Source organism: Rhodococcus sp. LW-XY12 (genome assembly GCF_019317345.1).
In the GTDB taxonomy this organism is placed as follows: domain Bacteria; phylum Actinomycetota; class Actinomycetes; order Mycobacteriales; family Mycobacteriaceae; genus Rhodococcus; species Rhodococcus pyridinivorans.
Map to the genome: position 1 here is coordinate 4,055,872 of NZ_CP079225.1, position 17,632 is coordinate 4,073,503.

The following is a 17,632-nucleotide window of genomic DNA, read 5'->3' on the forward strand; positions in this document are numbered from 1 at the left end:
CCCTGCGGTCAGTCCAGACCGAAACCGCGCTCCCGCAGAGCTTCCCGCATCTGTTCTTTGCTCCCGAGCGCGCCGGGCGACGCGAAGCGCCCGAGTACACGTTCGACCCAGCTCTCCGCCAGACCCTGATCGCGGTAGAAGCCGGAGATCTCCTCCTCATAGGCGGCGAGGCCGGCATCCCGTTCCTCGGTCGAGTACTGCTCGCGATGCAGCACCACGTCCTGACCCAACCGCGGCTTGACCTCCGACTCCACCTCGGGATCGGGACGGCCCACCACCAGCCCGACCACAGCGAAACTGTGGTCGGGCAGAGCCAGTTCTGCGGCCACGTCACGCGGATGGTTGCGGATGGCCCCGATGTAGACGGTGCCGAGGCCGAGCGATTCCGCGGCGAGCACCGCATTCTGTGCGGCGAGCGCGGCATCGACCACCCCGAGCAGCGCGGACTCCACGTAGTCGACGTTGACGAGATCCTTGTCGTACTGCTCGGCGACCCGCGCCGCTCGGGCGAGGTCGGCCACCCACACGAGCAGCAGTGGAGCGTCACGCACCGCCGGCTGGTTGCCGGCGAGAGTCGCGATCCGGGCGAGCCGGTCGCGGTCGGTGACGGCCACGACGCTCCACAACTGCAGGTTGCTCGAGCTCGCGGCGGACGAAGCCGCGGCCACGATCGCGCACAGATCATCCTCGGAGACCGCTTCGGGAAGGAACTTTCGCACGGAGCGATGCGCCAGTTGGAGAGCGATGACGTCGTTCCACGCGCCGGAGCCACCGCGTCCGGCCACCTGCTCGGCGGCCCGGGTGCCGTACCTGCGGCGCAGTGCGGCGAGCTGTTCGTCCAGGACGACGTCGGTCATGACGGGAGATCTCCTTCTGATCGGCAGTACCGACGGTCGAGTCTGCCTCCTCGCGCCCCGGTCGCCGAGCATTGTCCTCAGCGTGATTTCTGCGTTGTTCGGGCCGGCTCGTCCGACCGACCCCGAGACGAAGATCAGGGTGAAGATCCGGGCCGTTCCCGGATGTGCCGAGACCGTTACGGCGACAGGATGAATACATGAACTTCGAGAACCAGGCTCCCCGTCCCTTCACCCGCTCCTCGTCCCAGCGCATGCTCGGTGGTGTGTGCGCAGGACTGGCCGAGTACTTCAACGTCGACCTCAACCTCGTGCGTGCAGGCGCAGTCCTCGCAGCCTTCGTCACGGGCGGCACCGCCGTGTTGCTCTACCTCGCCCTGTGGATGCTGATCCCCGAGAACTGATCCGGGTCACGGGGTCGGCCGAGACGACGATACCCCCGGCGGAGATCCGCCGGGGGTGTCGTATTCCGCTGCGAGGCAGCGGCGCAGCTGTTCAGCTCAGCAGGAACTACTGGCCGAGGCCGAGAACGGCACTGCCGGTCTCGAGCAGGGTGCCGAGCAGTTCGGTGCCGCCGAGCAGTTCGAGGGCAGAGCCGATGAGTTCGATGACGTCCATGTGAATCTCCTTCGTCCGATCACATACCGGACGGGTCTCGTCCGATTGCTTTTCGCCTACCCGGAATTCCGATCGGAATTCCGTCGGGCTCGCATCAATTCTCAACACACTCGACGTGTATGCGCGACCCGAGAGTGCGCAAATCGGGATGTGATGACATTCACACTCGCAGGGAAGCTGGGACGAGCCCGCATATGACCAGTTCACAGCGTCAAGGAAAGAAAACGGAACGTCCGTACCCATTTATTTCTGTTTGAATTCGATATTTCCGTTCGGCCCGATTCATCCCGTTCACCGACCGATTACGGCGAATCGACCGATTTATCGGTTGAATAACGACCGAAAGAAGATGCCCGATTCGACCGGGATCGAATCGGGCATTTCCGGTGGATTGTGCGGGACCTCTACAGTCCGACCGCCTGCGACAGAAGCGGCCACGAGTTGCGCAGATTGTTTGGGACGCCTTTCGGAAAGCGCGGTTCTGATGATCGGGTAGCGGTCGGACGGGCATCGGATAGCGGCATCTGCCCGTCCGACCGCTGGGCCGCTATGGCGTTGCCGTGGCGAGGTGCCGTCTCATGTTCGGGCCGTCGAGGGCGATGATCTCGGCGCCGGCGACGATCCGGTTGAGGATCGATTCGGCGATGACCGCGTCTTGGAGCGACTTGTACCAATCTGGCGGATCGAACTGCGAGGTCACCAGCGTCGAGCCCCGCCCTTCCCGAGCGGCAAGGATGTTGAGCAGCTCCGCCGCGGTGTGCGGAGCCACCGGCGTGGTCAGGAAGTCATCGAGAACCAGCAGGTCGCAGTTGTGCAGATCAGTGAGGAAGTCCAGCCTGCGCTGCGAGGTCGGCTCCAGCACGGCGAGCCGGTTGGCCAGGTCGTCGAGCCGGAAGAACCTCGCGGTGTAGTACTTTCGGCACGCGGCATTGAGCAGCGCCTGGGCGAGGTAGGTCTTGCCCACGCTGGACTGGCCGAGCACGACGAGATTGCGGGTGGCGTCGATCCATTGACAGCTGGAAAGTCGTGCGATTAGCTCGCGGTTGACGTTGCGGTCAGGCAGGTAGCGGATCTCTTCTACGCAAGCATCAGGGTTTGGCGATCTGGAGGCCTTGAGTAGTTTCTGGGTCCGGCGTTCCTGCCTGGCCGTGATCTCTTTGTCCAGGGCGTGGAAGATCTTCTCCGAGAAGGTCCACTCGTCGCAGGCGGGATCGTTGGCCAAGTCGATGACGGTCTGGCCGAACGCGGTCATCCGCAACTGGGTGAACAGTGGCATGTCGGCGTCGGTGAGATGACGATCAGTCACTGCAGCTCCTCCCGCCCCGCGGTGCCGCTGCTCGGGCCTCCGGTGAGGACGGCGAGGCTGAACTGCTCCGGCCCGGCCAGATGCGCCCCGGTGGTATCTCGCCGATCCGGCGGTACCGCTACAGGCGTTGCGGTCGCCGGCGTCGTCGCTGCGGTCGTGGTGGTGGGTCGAGCGGCGGCCTGGGCCCTCAGGGCCGCCAGCTGCTGCTTGACGGCGGTGTAGCTGATCGCCCGGCGTGAGGTCTCGGAGACCAGCTGCCCGCAGGCCCGCTCGAGCAGCATCTTGTTGTCCCCGCGGGCCAGGGCGAGGATGTTCTGGCACGAGCGGTAGCCCTGAGCCTCGATCCGCTGGCGATCCAGGACCTCACTGATCGCGGCCACGGTGTGCGGTCCGATCTTGTGGGCCTGGCGCACGAAATACGCCCGCGACCACAGGTCCGATGACTGCAGATGCTGCGCGGGAACATGGTCAGGGTCGGTCACGAAGGCGTGCCGCCTACCGGAGACGGCGTGGGAGGCGATGACCTCCCCGCCAGCCATGACAGTGAGCGTGGGGCCGGTGATCTTCACATCGACGTGCTGGCCAGCGAAGGTGTAGGGCACCGAGTACTTCACCGTGGCGATCTCCACGTGGTAATCCCTGTTGACCTTGGACTTCTTCCAGATGACTGGCTGCCAGCGGGCCTCGGGAAGGTCGAACAGTTCCGACTGCTCGTGCTCGGTGAACAGCTCCCGGCGGCTGGTCTTCTGGCCGCGGAACGGGGTCCGGTCGTTGATCGCCTCGACCTCGGCGGCGATCGCCTCGTTCGCATCATCCAGGCTAGCGAACCGCCGATCGGCCAGCCGTCCGATCACCCAGTTCGTCACCACCTTCACCCCAGCCTCGACGTGCCCCTTGTCTGTCGGGCGCACCGGCCGAGTGGGCACGGCAGCGGTCTGGTGATACTCGAGGAAGTCACGGTACTCACGGTTGACCTCGCGGGCCCGGTCACCGCGGGCGATCTGGTTCGACGCCGTCGAGGCGTTGTCCGGGACGATCACCTGCGCCGCGCCGCCGAAGTACTCGAACGCCTGCAAGTGCGCGTCGAGCCAGTTCGGCATCTTCTCGTCCAGGCAGCCGCAGGCGAAGACCATCCCCGAGTACGGCAGCGATGCCACGAACACCGACACTGTGGTCTTGGTGCCGGTGACGGGATCGAAGATGGCCATCTTCGTGCCCGCCCAGTCGACCTGCATCGTGTGCCCGGGCACGTGCGTGATCCGCATCGTCAGCTCGTTGACCTCGACGTACTCGCCGATGATCTGGCAGAACCGCTGGTAGCTGTAGTGCCGCTGCCCCGGCGTGCCGTCAGTGTCGAGGTAGTTGGCCCACAGCACCCGCAGCGGCAGCTTCTTCTTGCCCGTGCGCTTCTTCACGGCAGCCGCCACGTCGAAGGCGACGAACTCCTTCGACGGCGTCTTGCGCCCATCGGCGAACAAGACGTCGATCTCCTCGACGCTGAGCGCCTCGACCTGGCTCGTGGCGGTCAACCCGTGCTCGTGGCAGACCTTCTTCGCCTTCGCGACCGTGCGATGCGAGCAACCCGCGATCGCCTCGATGTCCCGGTAGGACCTGTCCTGCAGCAGTAGCGACATCACCAATCGGTAATCAGTCACCCGTGCCTCCTGTTCGGATCCACGCGCAGCCTGGTTGCCACGCGTAGAACCGACACGAGCACACGAGGACCGGCACCGCTATCCGATGCTCATACTCGCGCTACCCGATCATCAGAACCCTGCTATCCGAAGCACGTCCCTAACACGCAGATCGTCCTCCCAGTAGTCCCAGGAGTGCGTACCCGCCGGACGCAGGTCGATCCGGGCGGGGATGTCCAACTCCTCGAGTCGCTGGGCCATCCGCTGGGTGCAGTGGTGGACCGCCGCCTCGATGCTGCCGCCGACGACCACCTGCCCGACGAGCCCGATCGGGTCGTTGTTCACCGACCGCGATCCGAGCCGCTCGTACTGCCCGGGCAGACCCGAACCCGACGAGATGTACAGGTCGATACCGCGGAGCTTCTCGGCCTGGAGGTAGGGATCGTTCTCGATCCAGGCCGGATCACCGACCGGGCCCCACATGTTCTCGGGGTCGCCACCCTTGACGCGTACGACGGCCTGCACGTAGGACTGCCCCAGCGGCGTGCTCGTCTCGGCGCATCCGCTGTACGCCCCGACCGCCTCGTACAGCTCGGGGGCCGTCGTGGCGAGGCCGAGCACCGACGTCCCCGACATCGACACTCCCGCAATGGCGTTGCGTCCCGATGTCCCGAACTCCGTGTCGATGACCGGCGGGAGTTCGTGCGTCAGGAAGGTCGTCCACATGTTGCGGCCGAGTGCGGGATCGTCGTTGCGCCAATCGGTGTAGTAGCTGTAGCCGCCGAGGAGCGGCGTGACGACGTTGATGTTCTTGTCCGAGAAGAAGTCCTCGACGTCGGTCTGCTTCTCCCAGGTGGCGATCCCCTGCCCGCCTCCCGAGCCGTTGATCAGGTAGAGGGTGGGACGCGGTTCGCTCGAGTCGGCGGGCGTCCGGATCCGGAGGGGGATCACCTTGTCCATCGACGGTGAGTAGACGTTCGCGATGACGGTGCGGTCGCTCTCGTGCTCGACAGAGGTCAGCTCTCCCACCGGTCGCTGGTCGTCGGCTTCTACCGACTGCGCGAAAGCGCCTCCGGGAGCCGCGAGGACCATCGACGTTCCCATCGCCACCGTGAGCAGTACCCGCCGTAACCAGGACGACCGCATATTCTCTTCCCCTCGTCGATCCGTCTGGCTGCGCACCTCGGACCGGTTGCGGATCGGCACGAACCTCCGGAACCGGATGAAGTGACACTTTCGTGACATTCATCGTCCGCAGAGCCCCTTTCGTAACGAATATGTGATCGTTCCGTACCGGAGGCCGGAATCGTCGGGGAACAGCACGAGGCCCGACCCCACCGGAGTGGGATCGGGCCTCGTGTGGCTCAGGGGCGGATCAGAAGTCCTCTCCGCCCGCAGGGGCGGATCAGAAGTCCTCTCCGCCCGCAGGGGCGGATCAGAAGTCCTCTCCGCCCGCAGGGGCGGATCAGAAGTCCATGCCGCCCATGCCGCCGGTCGGGTCGCCCACGGGAGCGGCGGCCTTCTCCGGCTTGTCGGCGACGACGGCCTCGGTCGTCAGGAACAGAGCCGCGATCGACGCAGCGTTCTGCAGCGCCGAGCGGGTGACCTTGACCGGGTCGTTGATGCCCGCTTCGAGCAGGTCCTCGTAGTCGCCGGTCGCAGCGTTGAGGCCGTGGCCGGCCTCGAGGTTGCGGACCTTCTCGGCGACGACGCCGGGCTCGAGGCCGGCGTTGAAGGCGATCTGCTTCAGCGGCGCCTCGAGAGCGACCTTGACGATGTTGGCACCCGTAGCCTCGTCGCCCTCGAGCTTGAGGTCGTCGAGAACCGGAGCGGCCTGCAGCAGGGCCACGCCACCACCGGCGACGATGCCCTCTTCGACGGCAGCCTTCGCGTTGCGGACGGCGTCCTCGATGCGGTGCTTGCGCTCCTTGAGCTCGACCTCGGTCGCGGCACCGGCCTTGATGACGGCGACGCCGCCGGCCAGCTTCGCGAGGCGCTCCTGCAGCTTCTCACGGTCGTAGTCCGAATCCGACGCCTCGATCTCGGCGCGGATCTGGTTGACGCGACCGGCGATGGCGTCGGGATCGCCCGCGCCCTCGACGATGGTGGTCTCGTCCTTGGTGACGACGACCTTGCGGGCCTGGCCGAGCAGCTCGATGCCGGCGGTCTCGAGGGAGAGGCCGACCTCTTCGCTGACGACCTCGCCACCGGTGAGGATGGCGATGTCGGCGAGCTGGGCCTTGCGACGGTCACCGAAGCCCGGAGCCTTGACGGCGACCGACTTGAAGGTGCCGCGGATCTTGTTGAGGACCAGGGTGGACAGAGCCTCGCCCTCGACGTCCTCGGCGATGATCAGCAGCGGCTTGCCCGACTGGATGACCTTCTCGAGCAGCGGCAGCAGGTCCTTGACCGTGGAGATCTTGGAGCTGACGAGCAGGATGTAGGGATCCTCGAGCACGGCCTCCTGACGCTCTGCGTCGGTGGCGAAGTAGAGGGAGATGTAGCCCTTGTCGAAGCGCATGCCCTCGGTCAGCTCGAGCTGGAGGCCGAAGGTGTTGGACTCCTCGACGGTGATGACGCCTTCCTTGCCCACCTTGTCGATGGCCTCGGCGATGAGCTCACCGATCGCGGGGTCGCCGGCGGAGATGCCTGCGGTGGCGGCGATCTGCTCCTTGGTCTCGACCTCCTTGGCGGTGTCGAGCAGCTTGGCGGTGACGGCCTCGACGGCCTTCTCGATGCCGCGCTTCAGGCCGAGGGGGTTGGCGCCCGCAGCAACGTTGCGCAGACCCTCGCGGACGAGCGCCTGGGCGAGCACGGTAGCGGTGGTGGTGCCGTCACCCGCGACGTCGTCGGTCTTCTTGGCAACTTCCTTGACCAGCTCGGCGCCGATCTTCTCGTACGGATCCTCGAGCTCGATCTCCTTGGCGATGGACACACCATCGTTGGTGATCGTGGGGGCGCCCCACTTCTTCTCGAGAACGACGTTGCGACCCTTGGGGCCCAACGTCACCTTGACTGCGTCGGCGAGGCTGTTGAGGCCCCGCTCGAGGCCGCGACGGGCCTCTTCGTCGAACGCGATGATCTTGGCCATTGCGAAGTGATCCTCCGGGTATGGGGGTGACACCGGAGCGATCGCTCGTCGGATCGCTCCATGTACGCCTTCGGCCGGAAGCAGTGCCCGCGACGGACGACCAGGGGTGTCGAAAACCCGGTCTCACCCTACCGACCTGGCACTCACGTGTTGCGAGTGCTAAGTGCATTTTTAGCACTCGGGGGTGGCGAGTGCAAGACTACCGGCACCTGCCACCCCCGTCACGAAATCCGCGAAAGACCGACTACACGGTCGTCCGGATCATCGGTGCCGCGCTCGCTCAGCGCGGCGTCGAACCGACCCCCACGGCGCACCACTGTCCCGTCGCGGTGTTGACCGCGAACGACTGGGCTCCGACGCACGTGACGCCGGTGGTGTCGGCCGTGGCGCCCGACCCGTAGCCGGCCACCGACAGGGTCGTCGCCGGACCCTGAGCCCACGAGTGGCTCAGTCCGCCGCCGAGCGCGTAGGCGAACGACCGGCCGCCGTCACGGGCTGCACTGAGCGCCGTGCCGAAGCCCGTCGCGTGGGCTTCGGCGGCACCGGCCGACTCGGCGACCGACACCGCGGTGCCGCTGTCGGCCGCATACGCGCGAGCGAAGGCGTCCTCGGCGGTGGCGCCGCAGCTGGCGGTATCGGACACCAGGATGTCGTTGGCAGAAGGAGGCGACACACAGGTCACCGGCGCCGCTGCGGCGGTACCCCCACCGAACAGCGCGGCCGAGGCCACACCGACGGCGACGAGTACACCGGCCCGGAACGAACGGCGCGCGGTGAGAACGGATCGGAAGGAACGAATGGACAAGAACGGGCTCCTCTGCACTGGAGTGCCTCTTCGCGAAAGGCTGCGTCTGCGCGAACTGGGGAACGAGCGCCCCGCGCGAACGGGGGGCCGGCGCCCCGGCGGTAGGGTACCGATCACATGCGTCTCACGCGAGACCGCCTGTCACAGACTGTCGAGGAGCCCCGGGAGAGCGGCGACGGAGTCGATGACGTGGTCGGGACGATCGACCGCCAGGTCCAGGACGGATTGCCGAAACTTTCCGGTACGCACCAGGATTCCCGTCATACCGAGGCGTTGCCCCGGGACGACCTCGCCCGCGATGTCGTCGCCGACGACCACCATCCGATCCGGTTCGACACCCATCCGCTCCGACGCGACGAGGAAGCCGCGCAGCGACGGCTTGCCCACCGCCACCACCGACCGGCCGGTGAGCTCCTCGAGTCCGGCCAGGTAGACCCCGGTGTCGATGCGCAACTCGTCGGCGGCCTGCCACGCGAGCGCCCGGTGCATCGCGACCACCGGAACGTCCTCGAGCATCAGTTCGGCGACGCGACTCATCGCCCGGTGCGTGAAGGCATCCCCCGCGCCACCGAGGATCACCACTTCCGGATCGTCCTCGTCCAGCACGAGACCGTCGAGATCCGCGGCGATGTCGCCCTCGTTGAGGACCCAGCAGCGCAGACCCGGATAGGTCTGCCGGACGTGGTCGACGGTGAGGGATACCGCGGTGACGATCTCGTCCGGCGACACCTCCATCCCGAGATCGGTGAGCCGCTGCGCGATCTCGGCGCACGTCCGGGAGGTGGTGTTGGTGAGGAAGGCGCGGCGGACGCCGTCGGCACGCAGTCGTGCCAGGACATCCGCCGCGCCCGGGACGGGCTGCCACTCGGTGACGAGCACGCCCTCGATATCGAACAACACCCCGTCTACACGCGTCATGCATCGAGCCTATCCGCGTGCGCGCCTACGGCGACAGGCTCGGCTCACACGCTTCCGGCGAGACGCTCGGCGAGCAGGCGGGTGAACCGCGCCGGATCCTCCACCTCGCCACCCTCGGCGATCAGCGCCATGCCGTGGAGCAGCTCGGCGACGTCGGCGAGCGAGGCGTCGTCCGGACGCTGTTCCCGGGCCGTGCGCAGACCCGACACGAGCGGGTGATCGGGGTTGAGTTCCAGGATCCGCTTGACCCGCGGCACCGGCTGACCGGACGCCTTGTACATCCGCTCGAGGGCGGGCGACATGCTGAAGGTGTCGCCGACGATGCACGCCGGGGAGGACGTCAGGCGCGACGAGAGCCGCACGTCCTTGACCTGCTCCTCGAGGGTCTCCTTCATCCACGACAGCAGGTCGCCGAACTCCTTCTCCTTCTCCTCGCGTTCGGCTTCGGCGGCCTTCTTCTCGTCCTCGGTACCGAGGTCGACGTCGCCCTTGGCGATCGACTGGAAGCGCTTGCCCTCGAATTCCGGAACGGAGGTCACCCACATCTCGTCGACGGGGTCGGTCAGGAGCAGCACCTCGATGCCCTTGTCGCGGAACGCCTCCATGTGCGGGGAGCTCTCGAGCAGCTGCCGCGACTCGCCGGTGAGGTAGTAGATCTCGTCCTGGCCGTCCTTCATGCGCTCGACGTAGCCGGCGAGCGTGGTCTGCTTCTCCTCGCTCGCCGTCGAGTCGAACGACGAGATCGCCAGCAGCGTGTCGCGGTTGTCGGTGTCGGAGATCAAACCTTCCTTGACGACCCGGCCGAACTCGCGCCAGAACTTCGTGTACTTCTCGGGTTCCTTCGCGGCCATGTCCTTGACGGTCGCGAGGACCTTCTTCGTCAGGCGGCGGCGGATGGCCCGGATCTGCCGGTCCTGCTGCAGGATCTCACGAGAGACGTTGAGCGACAGGTCCTGCGCGTCGACCACACCCTTGACGAAACGCAGGTACTCGGGGACGAGATCCTCGCAGTCGTCCATGATGAACACGCGCTTGACGTACAGCTGCACGCCGGTGCGCCGTTCGCGGGCGAACAGGTCGAAGGGCGCGTGCTCCGGGATGAACAGCAGCGCCTGGTACTCGAAGGTGCCCTCGGCCTTGAGCGGGATGACCTCGAGCGGCTCGTCCCAGGCATGGGCGATGTGCTTGTAGAAGTCCGTGTACTCCTCCTCGGAGACCTCGTCCTTCGAGCGCGCCCACAACGCCTTCTGCGAGTTGAGGGTCTTGGTCTCGAAGGTCACCTCGTCGGTGCCGTCCTCCGACTTCGTGGTGCGCGAGACCTCCATGCGGATCGGCCACGCGATGAAATCCGAGTACTTCTTGACGATCTCCTCGAGCTTCCACTGCGAGGTGTAGTCGAACAGGTGGTCCTCGGCATCCTCGGGCTTGAGATGCAGGACCACCGAGGTGCCCTGGGGCGCGTCGTCGACCTCGGCGATCGTGTAGGTGGATTCGCCGCTGGACTCCCAGCGCGTACCGGTCTTCTCCCCGGCCTTGCGGGTGACGAGCGTGACCTTGTCGGCGACCATGAACGACGAGTAGAAGCCGATACCGAACTGGCCGATCAACTCCTCGGAAGCGGCGGCGTCCTTGGCCTCGCGCAGCTTCTGCCGGAGTTCGCCCGTGCCGGACTTCGCGAGGGTGCCGATGAGATCGACGACCTCGTCGCGGTTCATGCCGATGCCGTTGTCGCGCACGGTCAGGGTGCGCGCATCCTTGTCCACCTCGAGCTCGACGTGCAGGTCGGAGGTGTCGACGTCGAGATCCTTGTTTCGGAAAGACTCCAGCCGGAGCTTGTCCAGGGCGTCCGACGCGTTGGAGATCAACTCGCGCAGGAAGGTGTCCTTGTTCGAGTAGATCGAGTGGATCATCAGATCCAGCAACTGCCGCGTCTCGGCCTGGAATTCACGCTGTTCGACGTTCGTACTCATTCCGGGTTCCCTTTCCACAAGCAGAACTTCCCCGGAAATAGTAAGCCGTCCGCGAGTCCGGCCCGTTCGCGCTTCCGGGTCCATGATGGAGGTGCAGGCTTCGTCCATCACAGGAGGTTGCGATGACGGTTCGTCGGACAGTGGTCGTCGGTGCGGGCATCGTGGGTCTGTCCACCGCGTGGTTTCTGCAGGATCGAGGCATCGAGGTCACGGTGCTCGATCGGGTCGGCGTGGCGGGTGACGCCTCGTGGGGCAACGCCGGGTGGCTCGCGCCGGCACTGACCCTGCCGCTACCCGAGCCGGGGGTGCTGCGTTACGGCTTGCGCTCGATGTTCCGGCCGTCGTCGCCCGTCTACGTGCCGCCCACGACGGATGTGCGGTTGCTGCGCTTCCTCGCCGACTTCGCCCGGCACTGCACGAGACGGCAGTGGACGTCGTCGATGAAGGTCTTCGCGCGCGCCAACCGCCTCGCCCTCGATGCCTACGACGATCTCGCCCGCGGGTCGGGCGACACGATCGTCACCGAACCGACGCGGGTCGCCGATCCGTTCCTCGCGGCGTTCACCTCGGACGACGACCGTCGGCTGCTGGTCGAGGAGTTCGAGCACGCGCGTGCCGCCGGCAGCGAGATCGACTTCGACCTGCTCGACACCGACACGCTGCATTCGCTCGAACCGCTGCTCGGGGACTCGGTGCGGGTGGGTCTCCGGATCCGGGGGCAGCGGTTCATCGATCCGCCGCGGTTCGTCGCCTCGCTGGCGCACGCGGTCCGCGCCCGGGGTGCGGAGATCGTCACCGACGTCGACGTCGAGGAGGTGCGCGACACCGGTCGCGGGGTGGATGTCGTCGTGGCCGGTGGGCACTCGCGGTCGGCGGATGCGGTGGTACTCGCGAACGGAGCGTGGCTCGGGTCGCTCGCCCGGCCGTTCGGCGTGCGCACGCAGGTCCAGGCCGGTCGCGGCTACAGCTTCAGCGTGCGGCCGCCGAGCCTGCCGAAGAACCCGGTCTACTTCCCGGCCCAGCGGGTGGCGTGCACACCCCTCCAGGACCGTTTCCGGGTCGCGGGAATGATGGAGTTCCGCAGTCCCGACGCCCCGCTCGACCCGCGACGCATCCGGGCGATCGTCGACGCGACCCGTCCGCTGTTGCGTGAGGTCGACTGGGACGGGCGCAGCGAGGAGTGGGTGGGCTCACGGCCGTGCACGGCAGACGGGCTCCCGTTGATCGGCCGCACCCGTTCGGATCGGGTGTACGTCGCCGGCGGGCACGGGATGTGGGGTGTGGCGCTCGGTCCCCTCACCGGACGGCTGCTCGCCGGGTCGATGACCGGCGAGCCGGATCCGTTGCTCAGGTCGTTCGATCCGCTGCGCTGACCGGTCCGGGTTCGAGACGGTCGCGCACGCGGTCGAACCATTCGAGGACGGCCCGTTCGTAGAGGATGCCGAAGTCGAGGGTCGCCGCGGCGTGCGGCGGGAGGATGTCGGCCGCCGCCTGCTGTTCGTAGGCGGCGAGCTGCTCCTCGTGTCTGCGGCGATGCTCGGCGAGCATCGAGGCGAGGCGCTCGGGCGAGAGGTGATCGCCGAAGGCGACGGTCAGCAGCAGCGGATGGCGGATGTTCTCATCGCCCGGTTCGCGGTCGATCCATTCGGCGAAAGCCGTGCGTCCGGCCTCGGTCAGCAGGTAGGGCTTGCCGTCGCGCGGGCCCTTCTCCCCTGCCTCGATCAGTCCCTGCCGTTCCATCGCGGCCAGTTCCCGGTAGACCTGGCTCGTCGTCAGCGACCAGAACTTGCCGATGCGCGCCTGTGCGGTGGACACCACCGGCCCCGGTATCGCGACATCGCCGCTGCGCGTCTCCGATGCCGAGCGCGAAACGATCGTGGAGGAGCTCGGGCGCCATCTCACCGCCGGACGGTTGACGATCGGCGAGTTCGACGAGCGTGTGGCCCGGGTCTACCGCGCCGTGACGCAGGACGACGCCGGCGCCGTTCTCGCCGACCTGCCGTCGACACTCGTTCCCACCCCGTCCCCGCCGGCCGGCAAACCGTTCCCACGTCTGCGCCTGCCGCTCCACCAGCGCATCGAATGGGGAGCATGGGCCACCGTGGGATCGATCAATCTCGTGGTGTGGGCACTGGTCTCGCTCGGAACGGCCTCGTCGATCTACTTCTGGCCGATCCGGGTCGTCGTTCCGTGGGGCATCGTGCTGGCGGTGCGCACCGCGCTCGGGGTCGAGGGCGGGCCCGGCCGCCGCAGTGTGCCCGGTGGGCGCGAGAACAATGGTCCGGCGGGTCCGACCTGTCTGCAATAGTCGGGACCAGCCGTGCCCATCCCGGGCATCCCGCACGCCGGAGACGGAGCTGCCGATGTTTCTTCTCGACGACAGGCTGGTCTTCGGCGCCGGAGATCTCACCCGCGCCGCCTCGTGCGAGTTCGCAGTGCTCCGCAACCTCGACTCGACGCTCGGTCGGCTCCCGCGCCCCGACACCGAACCCGACGCAATGCTCGACCGTGTCGCCGCACTCGGCGGCCGCCACGAGCAGCGCGTCCTCGACCGCTTCCGCGCGCAGGTGGGTGCGGAGAAGGTCGTCGAGATCGCCCGGCCCGAGTACACCGCGCAGGCGCTCACCGAGGCGGCGCAGGCCACCCTCGACGCCGTCCGGGCCGGCGCGCCCGTCGTCTATCAGGGCGCTTTCTTCGACACCGGTTCCTCCGACACTGCCCCCGATCCGCTCGGCATGATCGGCTTCTCCGACTTCCTCGTCCTCGAGGACGACGGCTACGCCGTCTACGACAGCAAACTCTCCCGGCACGCGAAGGTCGAGGCCCTGCTCCAGCTCGCCGCTTACGCGGACGCACTCGCGCGCACCGGGACGACGGTGTCCTCGCACGCGCATCTCGTCCTCGGCGACGGCTCGATCGCCTCCTACCCGCTCGCGGAGATCATGCCGGTCTATCGGCACCGACGCGCCTGCCTCGAAACCCTTCTCACGTCGCACCGCGCTGCCCCCGGGCCGGTGCGGTGGGGAGCGGGTGGGCACACCGCCTGCGGTCGCTGCGACGACTGCACCCCGGAACTCGAACGTCACCGCGACCTGCTGCTGGTCGCGGGGATGCGCAGTACCCAGCGGCTGCGGCTGATCGAGGCGGGCGTGTCGACCATCGACGACCTCGCCGCATGCGCGGCACCCGTCGACGGGATGGCGCGCCGCACCTTCGACGCCCTGCGCGCCCAGGCACGGGCGCAGCTCGAGGAGGAGAGGCGGGACAGTCCCTATGCGGAGGTCTACGACGCCACCCCGCTCGGCATCCTGCCCGCGCCCGACGAGGGCGACATCTTCTTCGACTTCGAAGGCGACCCACTGTGGTCCGAGGGCGGCAGTTCCGAGTGGGGACTCGAGTACCTGTTCGGCGTCGTGGAGGGACCGGCCGACGCACCGATCTTCCGGCCCTTCTGGGCACACGACCGCGAGCAGGAGCGGCAGGCACTGCTGGACTTCCTCGACTACGTCACCGACCGCCGGCGTCGCCACCCGAGGATGCACGTCTACCACTACGCCCCGTACGAGAAGACGGCGTTGCTGCGGCTGGCCGGGCGCTACGGCGTCGGCGAGGAGATCGTCGACGACCTGCTGCGCGAAGGTGTGCTCGTCGACCTGTACCCCGTGGTGCGCAACTCGATCCGGGTGGGTGCCCGGACGTACGGACTGAAGAAACTCGAACCGCTCTACACCGAGGAGAGCGAGGCACGCGACGGCGATGTCGCCGACGCGGGCGCCTCGATCGTCGCGTACGCCGACTACTGCGCACTGCGCGATGCCGGGCACCTCGAGGAGGCGGAACGCGAACTCGCGTCGATCGCCTCCTACAACGAGGCCGACTGCATCTCCACCCTGCGTCTGCGCGACTGGCTGCTCACCCACGCCCGTGACCACGGCATCTCCCCCACCGAGACGACCCACGACGAGGCCGCTCCCGACGCGCAGGCACACCCCGTCGAGACGAAACTCCTCGAATACGTCGGCGGTGCACTGGCGGGCGACCGCACCCCGGAACAGCAGGCGGCCGCACTCGTCGCCGCGGCCATGGGCTACCACCGGCGCGAGCGGAAACCTCTCTGGTGGGGACACTTCGATCGTCTGGCGACGGCTCCCGACGAGTGGGCGGACGCCCGCGACACGCTGGTCGCGGCGACGTGCACACTCGAGACCGACTGGCACAAGGCCACGCCCCGCCGGCGACTGCTCCGGCGTCGGCTGCGCCTCGCGGGCGAGTTCGAGCCGGGCAGCACATTGCGCGCCGGGCAGGACGTCTTCTTGTTGTACGACGCTCCGGGACCGGACGGACTGCCCGACGGCGGCACCGGGACGCGCGCGTGGTCGCGCGGCGTGGTCGTCGAACGCACCACGGGGACGGACCATCCCGACGTGCTCGTCGTGGACGAGTCGCTACGGACGGACGAGGAGTACTCCGTGCTACCGGTGGCCGTCACTCCCGGCGCGCCGATCTCGTCGAAGAACATCGAAGCGGCGATCGCCTCCGCCGCCGAGGCGATGTGCAGCGAGTTGCCGGCTCTGCCGTCGACCGCGGCGGTGGACGTACTGCGCCGCATCCCTCCCCGCCTGCGCTCCGGTGCCGCGCTGCCGCCGCTCGGCGACGACGCGGCCGGCACGATCGTCACGACCGTTCTCAACCTGGAGAATTCGTACCTGGCGGTGCAGGGCCCACCCGGCACCGGCAAGACGTACACCGGGGCCCGGGTGGTGGCGGCGCTCGTGAACGAGCACGGCCGGCGCGTCGGCGTGGTCGCGCAGTCGCATTCGGTGGTCGAGAACATGCTGGCCGGGATCGTCGCCGCGGGAGTGTCGCCGGAACGGGTCGCCAAGGCGAAATGCCAGAGCCCCGATCCGACGTGGACCGCCTTCCCTGACGCGAAGTCCCTTGCGGCGCATATCGGTACATCCGCCACCGGCTATGTGGTGGGCGGAACGGCCTGGGACTTCACGAATCCGAACTGCATCGAGCCCGGCAGCCTCGACCTGCTGGTGGTCGACGAGGCCGGTCAGTTCTGTCTCGCCAACACCATCGCCGTGGCCACGGCGGCGTCGAATCTGCTGCTGCTCGGCGATCCCCGCCAACTGCCGCAGGTCTCGCAGGGCACCCACCCCGAGCCGGTCGACGAGTCCGCCCTCGGATGGCTCGCCGAAGGGCACGGTGCGTTGCCCACCGATCGCGGCTACTTCCTTCCGGTGACCTGGCGGATGCACCCGGATCTGTGCGCGCGGGTGTCCGAGCTGTCCTACGAGGGACGACTGCAGTCGAAGTCCGAGATCACCACGCGCCGCGCGCTCGACGGCGTCCCGCCCGGCGTGCGGCTCGTGGAGGTCGCGCACGAGGGCAATGCGACCTGCTCGCCCGAGGAGAGCGCCGAGATCGTGCGCGCCATCGCAGCCGTGCTCGGCTCGGCGTGGACGGACGACGCCGGCTCCCCGCCGCGACCTCTCGGCGAGGAGGACGTCCTGGTGGTCGCACCGTACAACGCTCAGGTCACCCGCCTACGGCAGGATCTCGCCGCCGCGGGTCTGCACCGGGTCCAGGTGGGCACCGTCGACAAGTTCCAGGGCCGCCAGGCGGCGATGGTGTTCGTGTCGATGACCGCCTCCGCCGTCGAGGACGTGCCGCGGGGCATGTCGTTCCTGTTGTCCCGCAACCGGTCGAACGTGGCTCTCTCACGCGGCAAGTGGTCGGCGGTGATCGTCCGGTCCGGCGCCCTGACCGATCACCTCCCGTCGACACCGGACGGCCTGATCGAACTCGGGGCGTTCATGCGGCTGACCGGAGCCGACCCGACCGGGGCGTGACCGCACTCACATCGTCCGTTAGGATCGACGACGATCCTGTTACCTCCGGTAGCAGATACACGGGACCCGGTCCCCCGGAGAAGACCCGGTCCCCCGAGCACAGGAGTACACGTGTCGAAGACCCTCGAGGCCACGATCGAGATCACCGCCTCCCCCGAGCAGGTGTGGCGCGTGGTGTCCGATCTGAAGCGGATGGGCGAGTGGAGCCCGCAGTGCCGTCGGATGATCGTGCGCGGTGGGCCGGTGTCGGCCGGCACCACCACGATCAACATCAACAAGAAGGGGCTGCTGGTGTGGCCCACGACGTCGAAGGTGATCGACTTCGAACCCGGCCGTCGCCTGAGCTTCCGGATCAACGAGAACCGCTCCATCTGGTCGTTCACCCTCGAACCCACCGCTACCGGCACGCGGGTCACCCAGCGGCGCGAGGCGCCCACCGGGACCAGCAAGGTCTCGCAGACCCTGGTCAAGTATGTTCTCGGCGGCACAGAGGCGTTCGACGACGAACTGACGATGGGGATGAACGCGACTCTCGCCCGTCTCAAGAACGAGATCGAGGCGGCCGCGCGGGTCTGACC

General features: G+C 67.7%; 13 protein-coding genes and 1 pseudogene. 5 read left to right on the forward strand and 9 right to left on the reverse strand.

Going from position 1 to position 17,632, the window contains the following annotated elements:
* Nucleotides 1-8: 8 nt before the first annotated feature.
* Nucleotides 9-857: an NADPH-dependent oxidoreductase gene (locus KXC42_RS18775; protein ID WP_219129373.1), complete on the reverse strand. Its 849-nt coding sequence runs from the start codon at nt 855-857 to the stop codon at nt 9-11.
* A gap of 197 nt (nt 858-1,054) precedes the next feature.
* On the opposite strand from KXC42_RS18775, the gene KXC42_RS18780 reads away from it, so the two are divergent.
* Nucleotides 1,055-1,258 carry a PspC domain-containing protein gene (locus tag KXC42_RS18780; protein WP_006553621.1) on the forward strand — a complete coding sequence of 68 codons (204 nt, stop codon included), beginning with the start codon at nt 1,055-1,057 and terminating at the stop codon, nt 1,256-1,258.
* Between the two features lie 761 nt (nt 1,259-2,019).
* Here KXC42_RS18780 and KXC42_RS18785 read toward each other — a convergent pair.
* The 7 genes from KXC42_RS18785 to htpG all read right to left on the reverse strand — a co-directional run bounded on the left by KXC42_RS18785 (nt 2,020) and on the right by htpG (nt 11,196).
* Nucleotides 2,020-2,778 (reverse strand): ATP-binding protein, encoded by a 759-nt coding sequence (locus KXC42_RS18785; protein WP_007633699.1) that lies wholly within the window; start codon nt 2,776-2,778, stop codon nt 2,020-2,022.
* Nucleotides 2,775-4,433 (reverse strand): IS21 family transposase, encoded by a 1,659-nt coding sequence (gene istA, locus KXC42_RS18790; protein WP_257605819.1) that lies wholly within the window; start codon nt 4,431-4,433, stop codon nt 2,775-2,777. The genes KXC42_RS18785 and istA overlap by 4 nt, the downstream gene beginning before the upstream one ends.
* 111 nt (nt 4,434-4,544) lie before the next feature.
* Nucleotides 4,545-5,558: an alpha/beta hydrolase family protein gene (locus KXC42_RS18795; protein WP_219129374.1), complete on the reverse strand. Its 1,014-nt coding sequence runs from the start codon at nt 5,556-5,558 to the stop codon at nt 4,545-4,547.
* 319 nt (nt 5,559-5,877) lie between these two features.
* Nucleotides 5,878-7,503 carry a chaperonin GroEL gene (groL, locus tag KXC42_RS18800; RefSeq protein ID WP_024101799.1) on the reverse strand — a complete coding sequence of 542 codons (1,626 nt, stop codon included), beginning with the start codon at nt 7,501-7,503 and terminating at the stop codon, nt 5,878-5,880.
* A 280-nt stretch (nt 7,504-7,783) separates the two neighbouring features.
* A complete protein-coding gene (locus KXC42_RS18805) occupies nt 7,784-8,308 on the reverse strand; it encodes a DUF6764 family protein (RefSeq protein WP_016691625.1) in 525 nt (174 codons plus the stop codon).
* Between the two features lie 141 nt (nt 8,309-8,449).
* On the reverse strand, nt 8,450-9,226 hold the full coding sequence (locus KXC42_RS18810) for an HAD-IIA family hydrolase (protein ID WP_024101800.1): 777 nt from the start codon (nt 9,224-9,226) through the stop codon (nt 8,450-8,452).
* A gap of 44 nt (nt 9,227-9,270) precedes the next feature.
* Nucleotides 9,271-11,196, reverse strand: a complete 1,926-nt coding sequence (gene htpG / locus KXC42_RS18815; RefSeq protein WP_219129375.1) for a molecular chaperone HtpG — start codon at nt 11,194-11,196, stop codon at nt 9,271-9,273.
* A 122-nt stretch (nt 11,197-11,318) separates the two neighbouring features.
* On the opposite strand from htpG, the gene KXC42_RS18820 reads away from it, so the two are divergent.
* Nucleotides 11,319-12,569, forward strand: a complete 1,251-nt coding sequence (locus KXC42_RS18820) for an FAD-binding oxidoreductase (protein WP_033096167.1) — start codon at nt 11,319-11,321, stop codon at nt 12,567-12,569.
* Here KXC42_RS18820 and KXC42_RS18825 read toward each other — a convergent pair.
* Nucleotides 12,544-13,014: pseudogene (locus KXC42_RS18825) on the reverse strand (PadR family transcriptional regulator); the annotation flags it as partial. The gene KXC42_RS18820 and the pseudogene KXC42_RS18825 sit on opposite strands and share 26 nt — an antisense overlap.
* Between KXC42_RS18825 and KXC42_RS18830 the strand changes: the two are divergent.
* The 3 genes from KXC42_RS18830 to KXC42_RS18840 all read left to right on the forward strand — a co-directional run bounded on the left by KXC42_RS18830 (nt 13,004) and on the right by KXC42_RS18840 (nt 17,630).
* A complete protein-coding gene (locus tag KXC42_RS18830) occupies nt 13,004-13,504 on the forward strand; it encodes a DUF1707 domain-containing protein (protein ID WP_257235647.1) in 501 nt (166 codons plus the stop codon). The pseudogene KXC42_RS18825 and the gene KXC42_RS18830 overlap by 11 nt on opposite strands.
* A 55-nt stretch (nt 13,505-13,559) precedes the next feature.
* The gene (locus KXC42_RS18835; RefSeq protein WP_219129376.1) at nt 13,560-17,054 is read left to right on the forward strand and encodes a bifunctional RecB family nuclease/DEAD/DEAH box helicase; all 3,495 of its coding nucleotides are present in this window, start codon (nt 13,560-13,562) and stop codon (nt 17,052-17,054) included.
* 111 nt (nt 17,055-17,165) lie between these two features.
* Entirely contained in the window at nt 17,166-17,630 is a 465-nt protein-coding gene (locus KXC42_RS18840) for an SRPBCC family protein (protein WP_006553630.1), read from the forward strand.
* Nucleotides 17,631-17,632: the final 2 nt, after the last annotated feature.

What these genes read in the sequence shown, in the direction of transcription:
- KXC42_RS18775 (WP_219129373.1), bottom strand. Translation starts at nt 857, where the DNA reads ATGACCGACGTCGTCCTGGACGAACAGCTCGCCGCACTGCGCCGCAGG.
- KXC42_RS18780 (WP_006553621.1), top strand. Translation starts at nt 1,055, where the DNA reads ATGAACTTCGAGAACCAGGCTCCCCGTCCCTTCACCCGCTCCTCGTCC.
- KXC42_RS18795 (WP_219129374.1), bottom strand. Translation starts at nt 5,558, where the DNA reads ATGCGGTCGTCCTGGTTACGGCGGGTACTGCTCACGGTGGCGATGGGA.
- groL (WP_024101799.1), bottom strand. Translation starts at nt 7,503, where the DNA reads ATGGCCAAGATCATCGCGTTCGACGAAGAGGCCCGTCGCGGCCTCGAG.
- KXC42_RS18810 (WP_024101800.1), bottom strand. Translation starts at nt 9,226, where the DNA reads ATGACGCGTGTAGACGGGGTGTTGTTCGATATCGAGGGCGTGCTCGTC.
- htpG (WP_219129375.1), bottom strand. Translation starts at nt 11,196, where the DNA reads ATGAGTACGAACGTCGAACAGCGTGAATTCCAGGCCGAGACGCGGCAG.
- KXC42_RS18820 (WP_033096167.1), top strand. Translation starts at nt 11,319, where the DNA reads ATGACGGTTCGTCGGACAGTGGTCGTCGGTGCGGGCATCGTGGGTCTG.
- KXC42_RS18835 (WP_219129376.1), top strand. Translation starts at nt 13,560, where the DNA reads ATGTTTCTTCTCGACGACAGGCTGGTCTTCGGCGCCGGAGATCTCACC.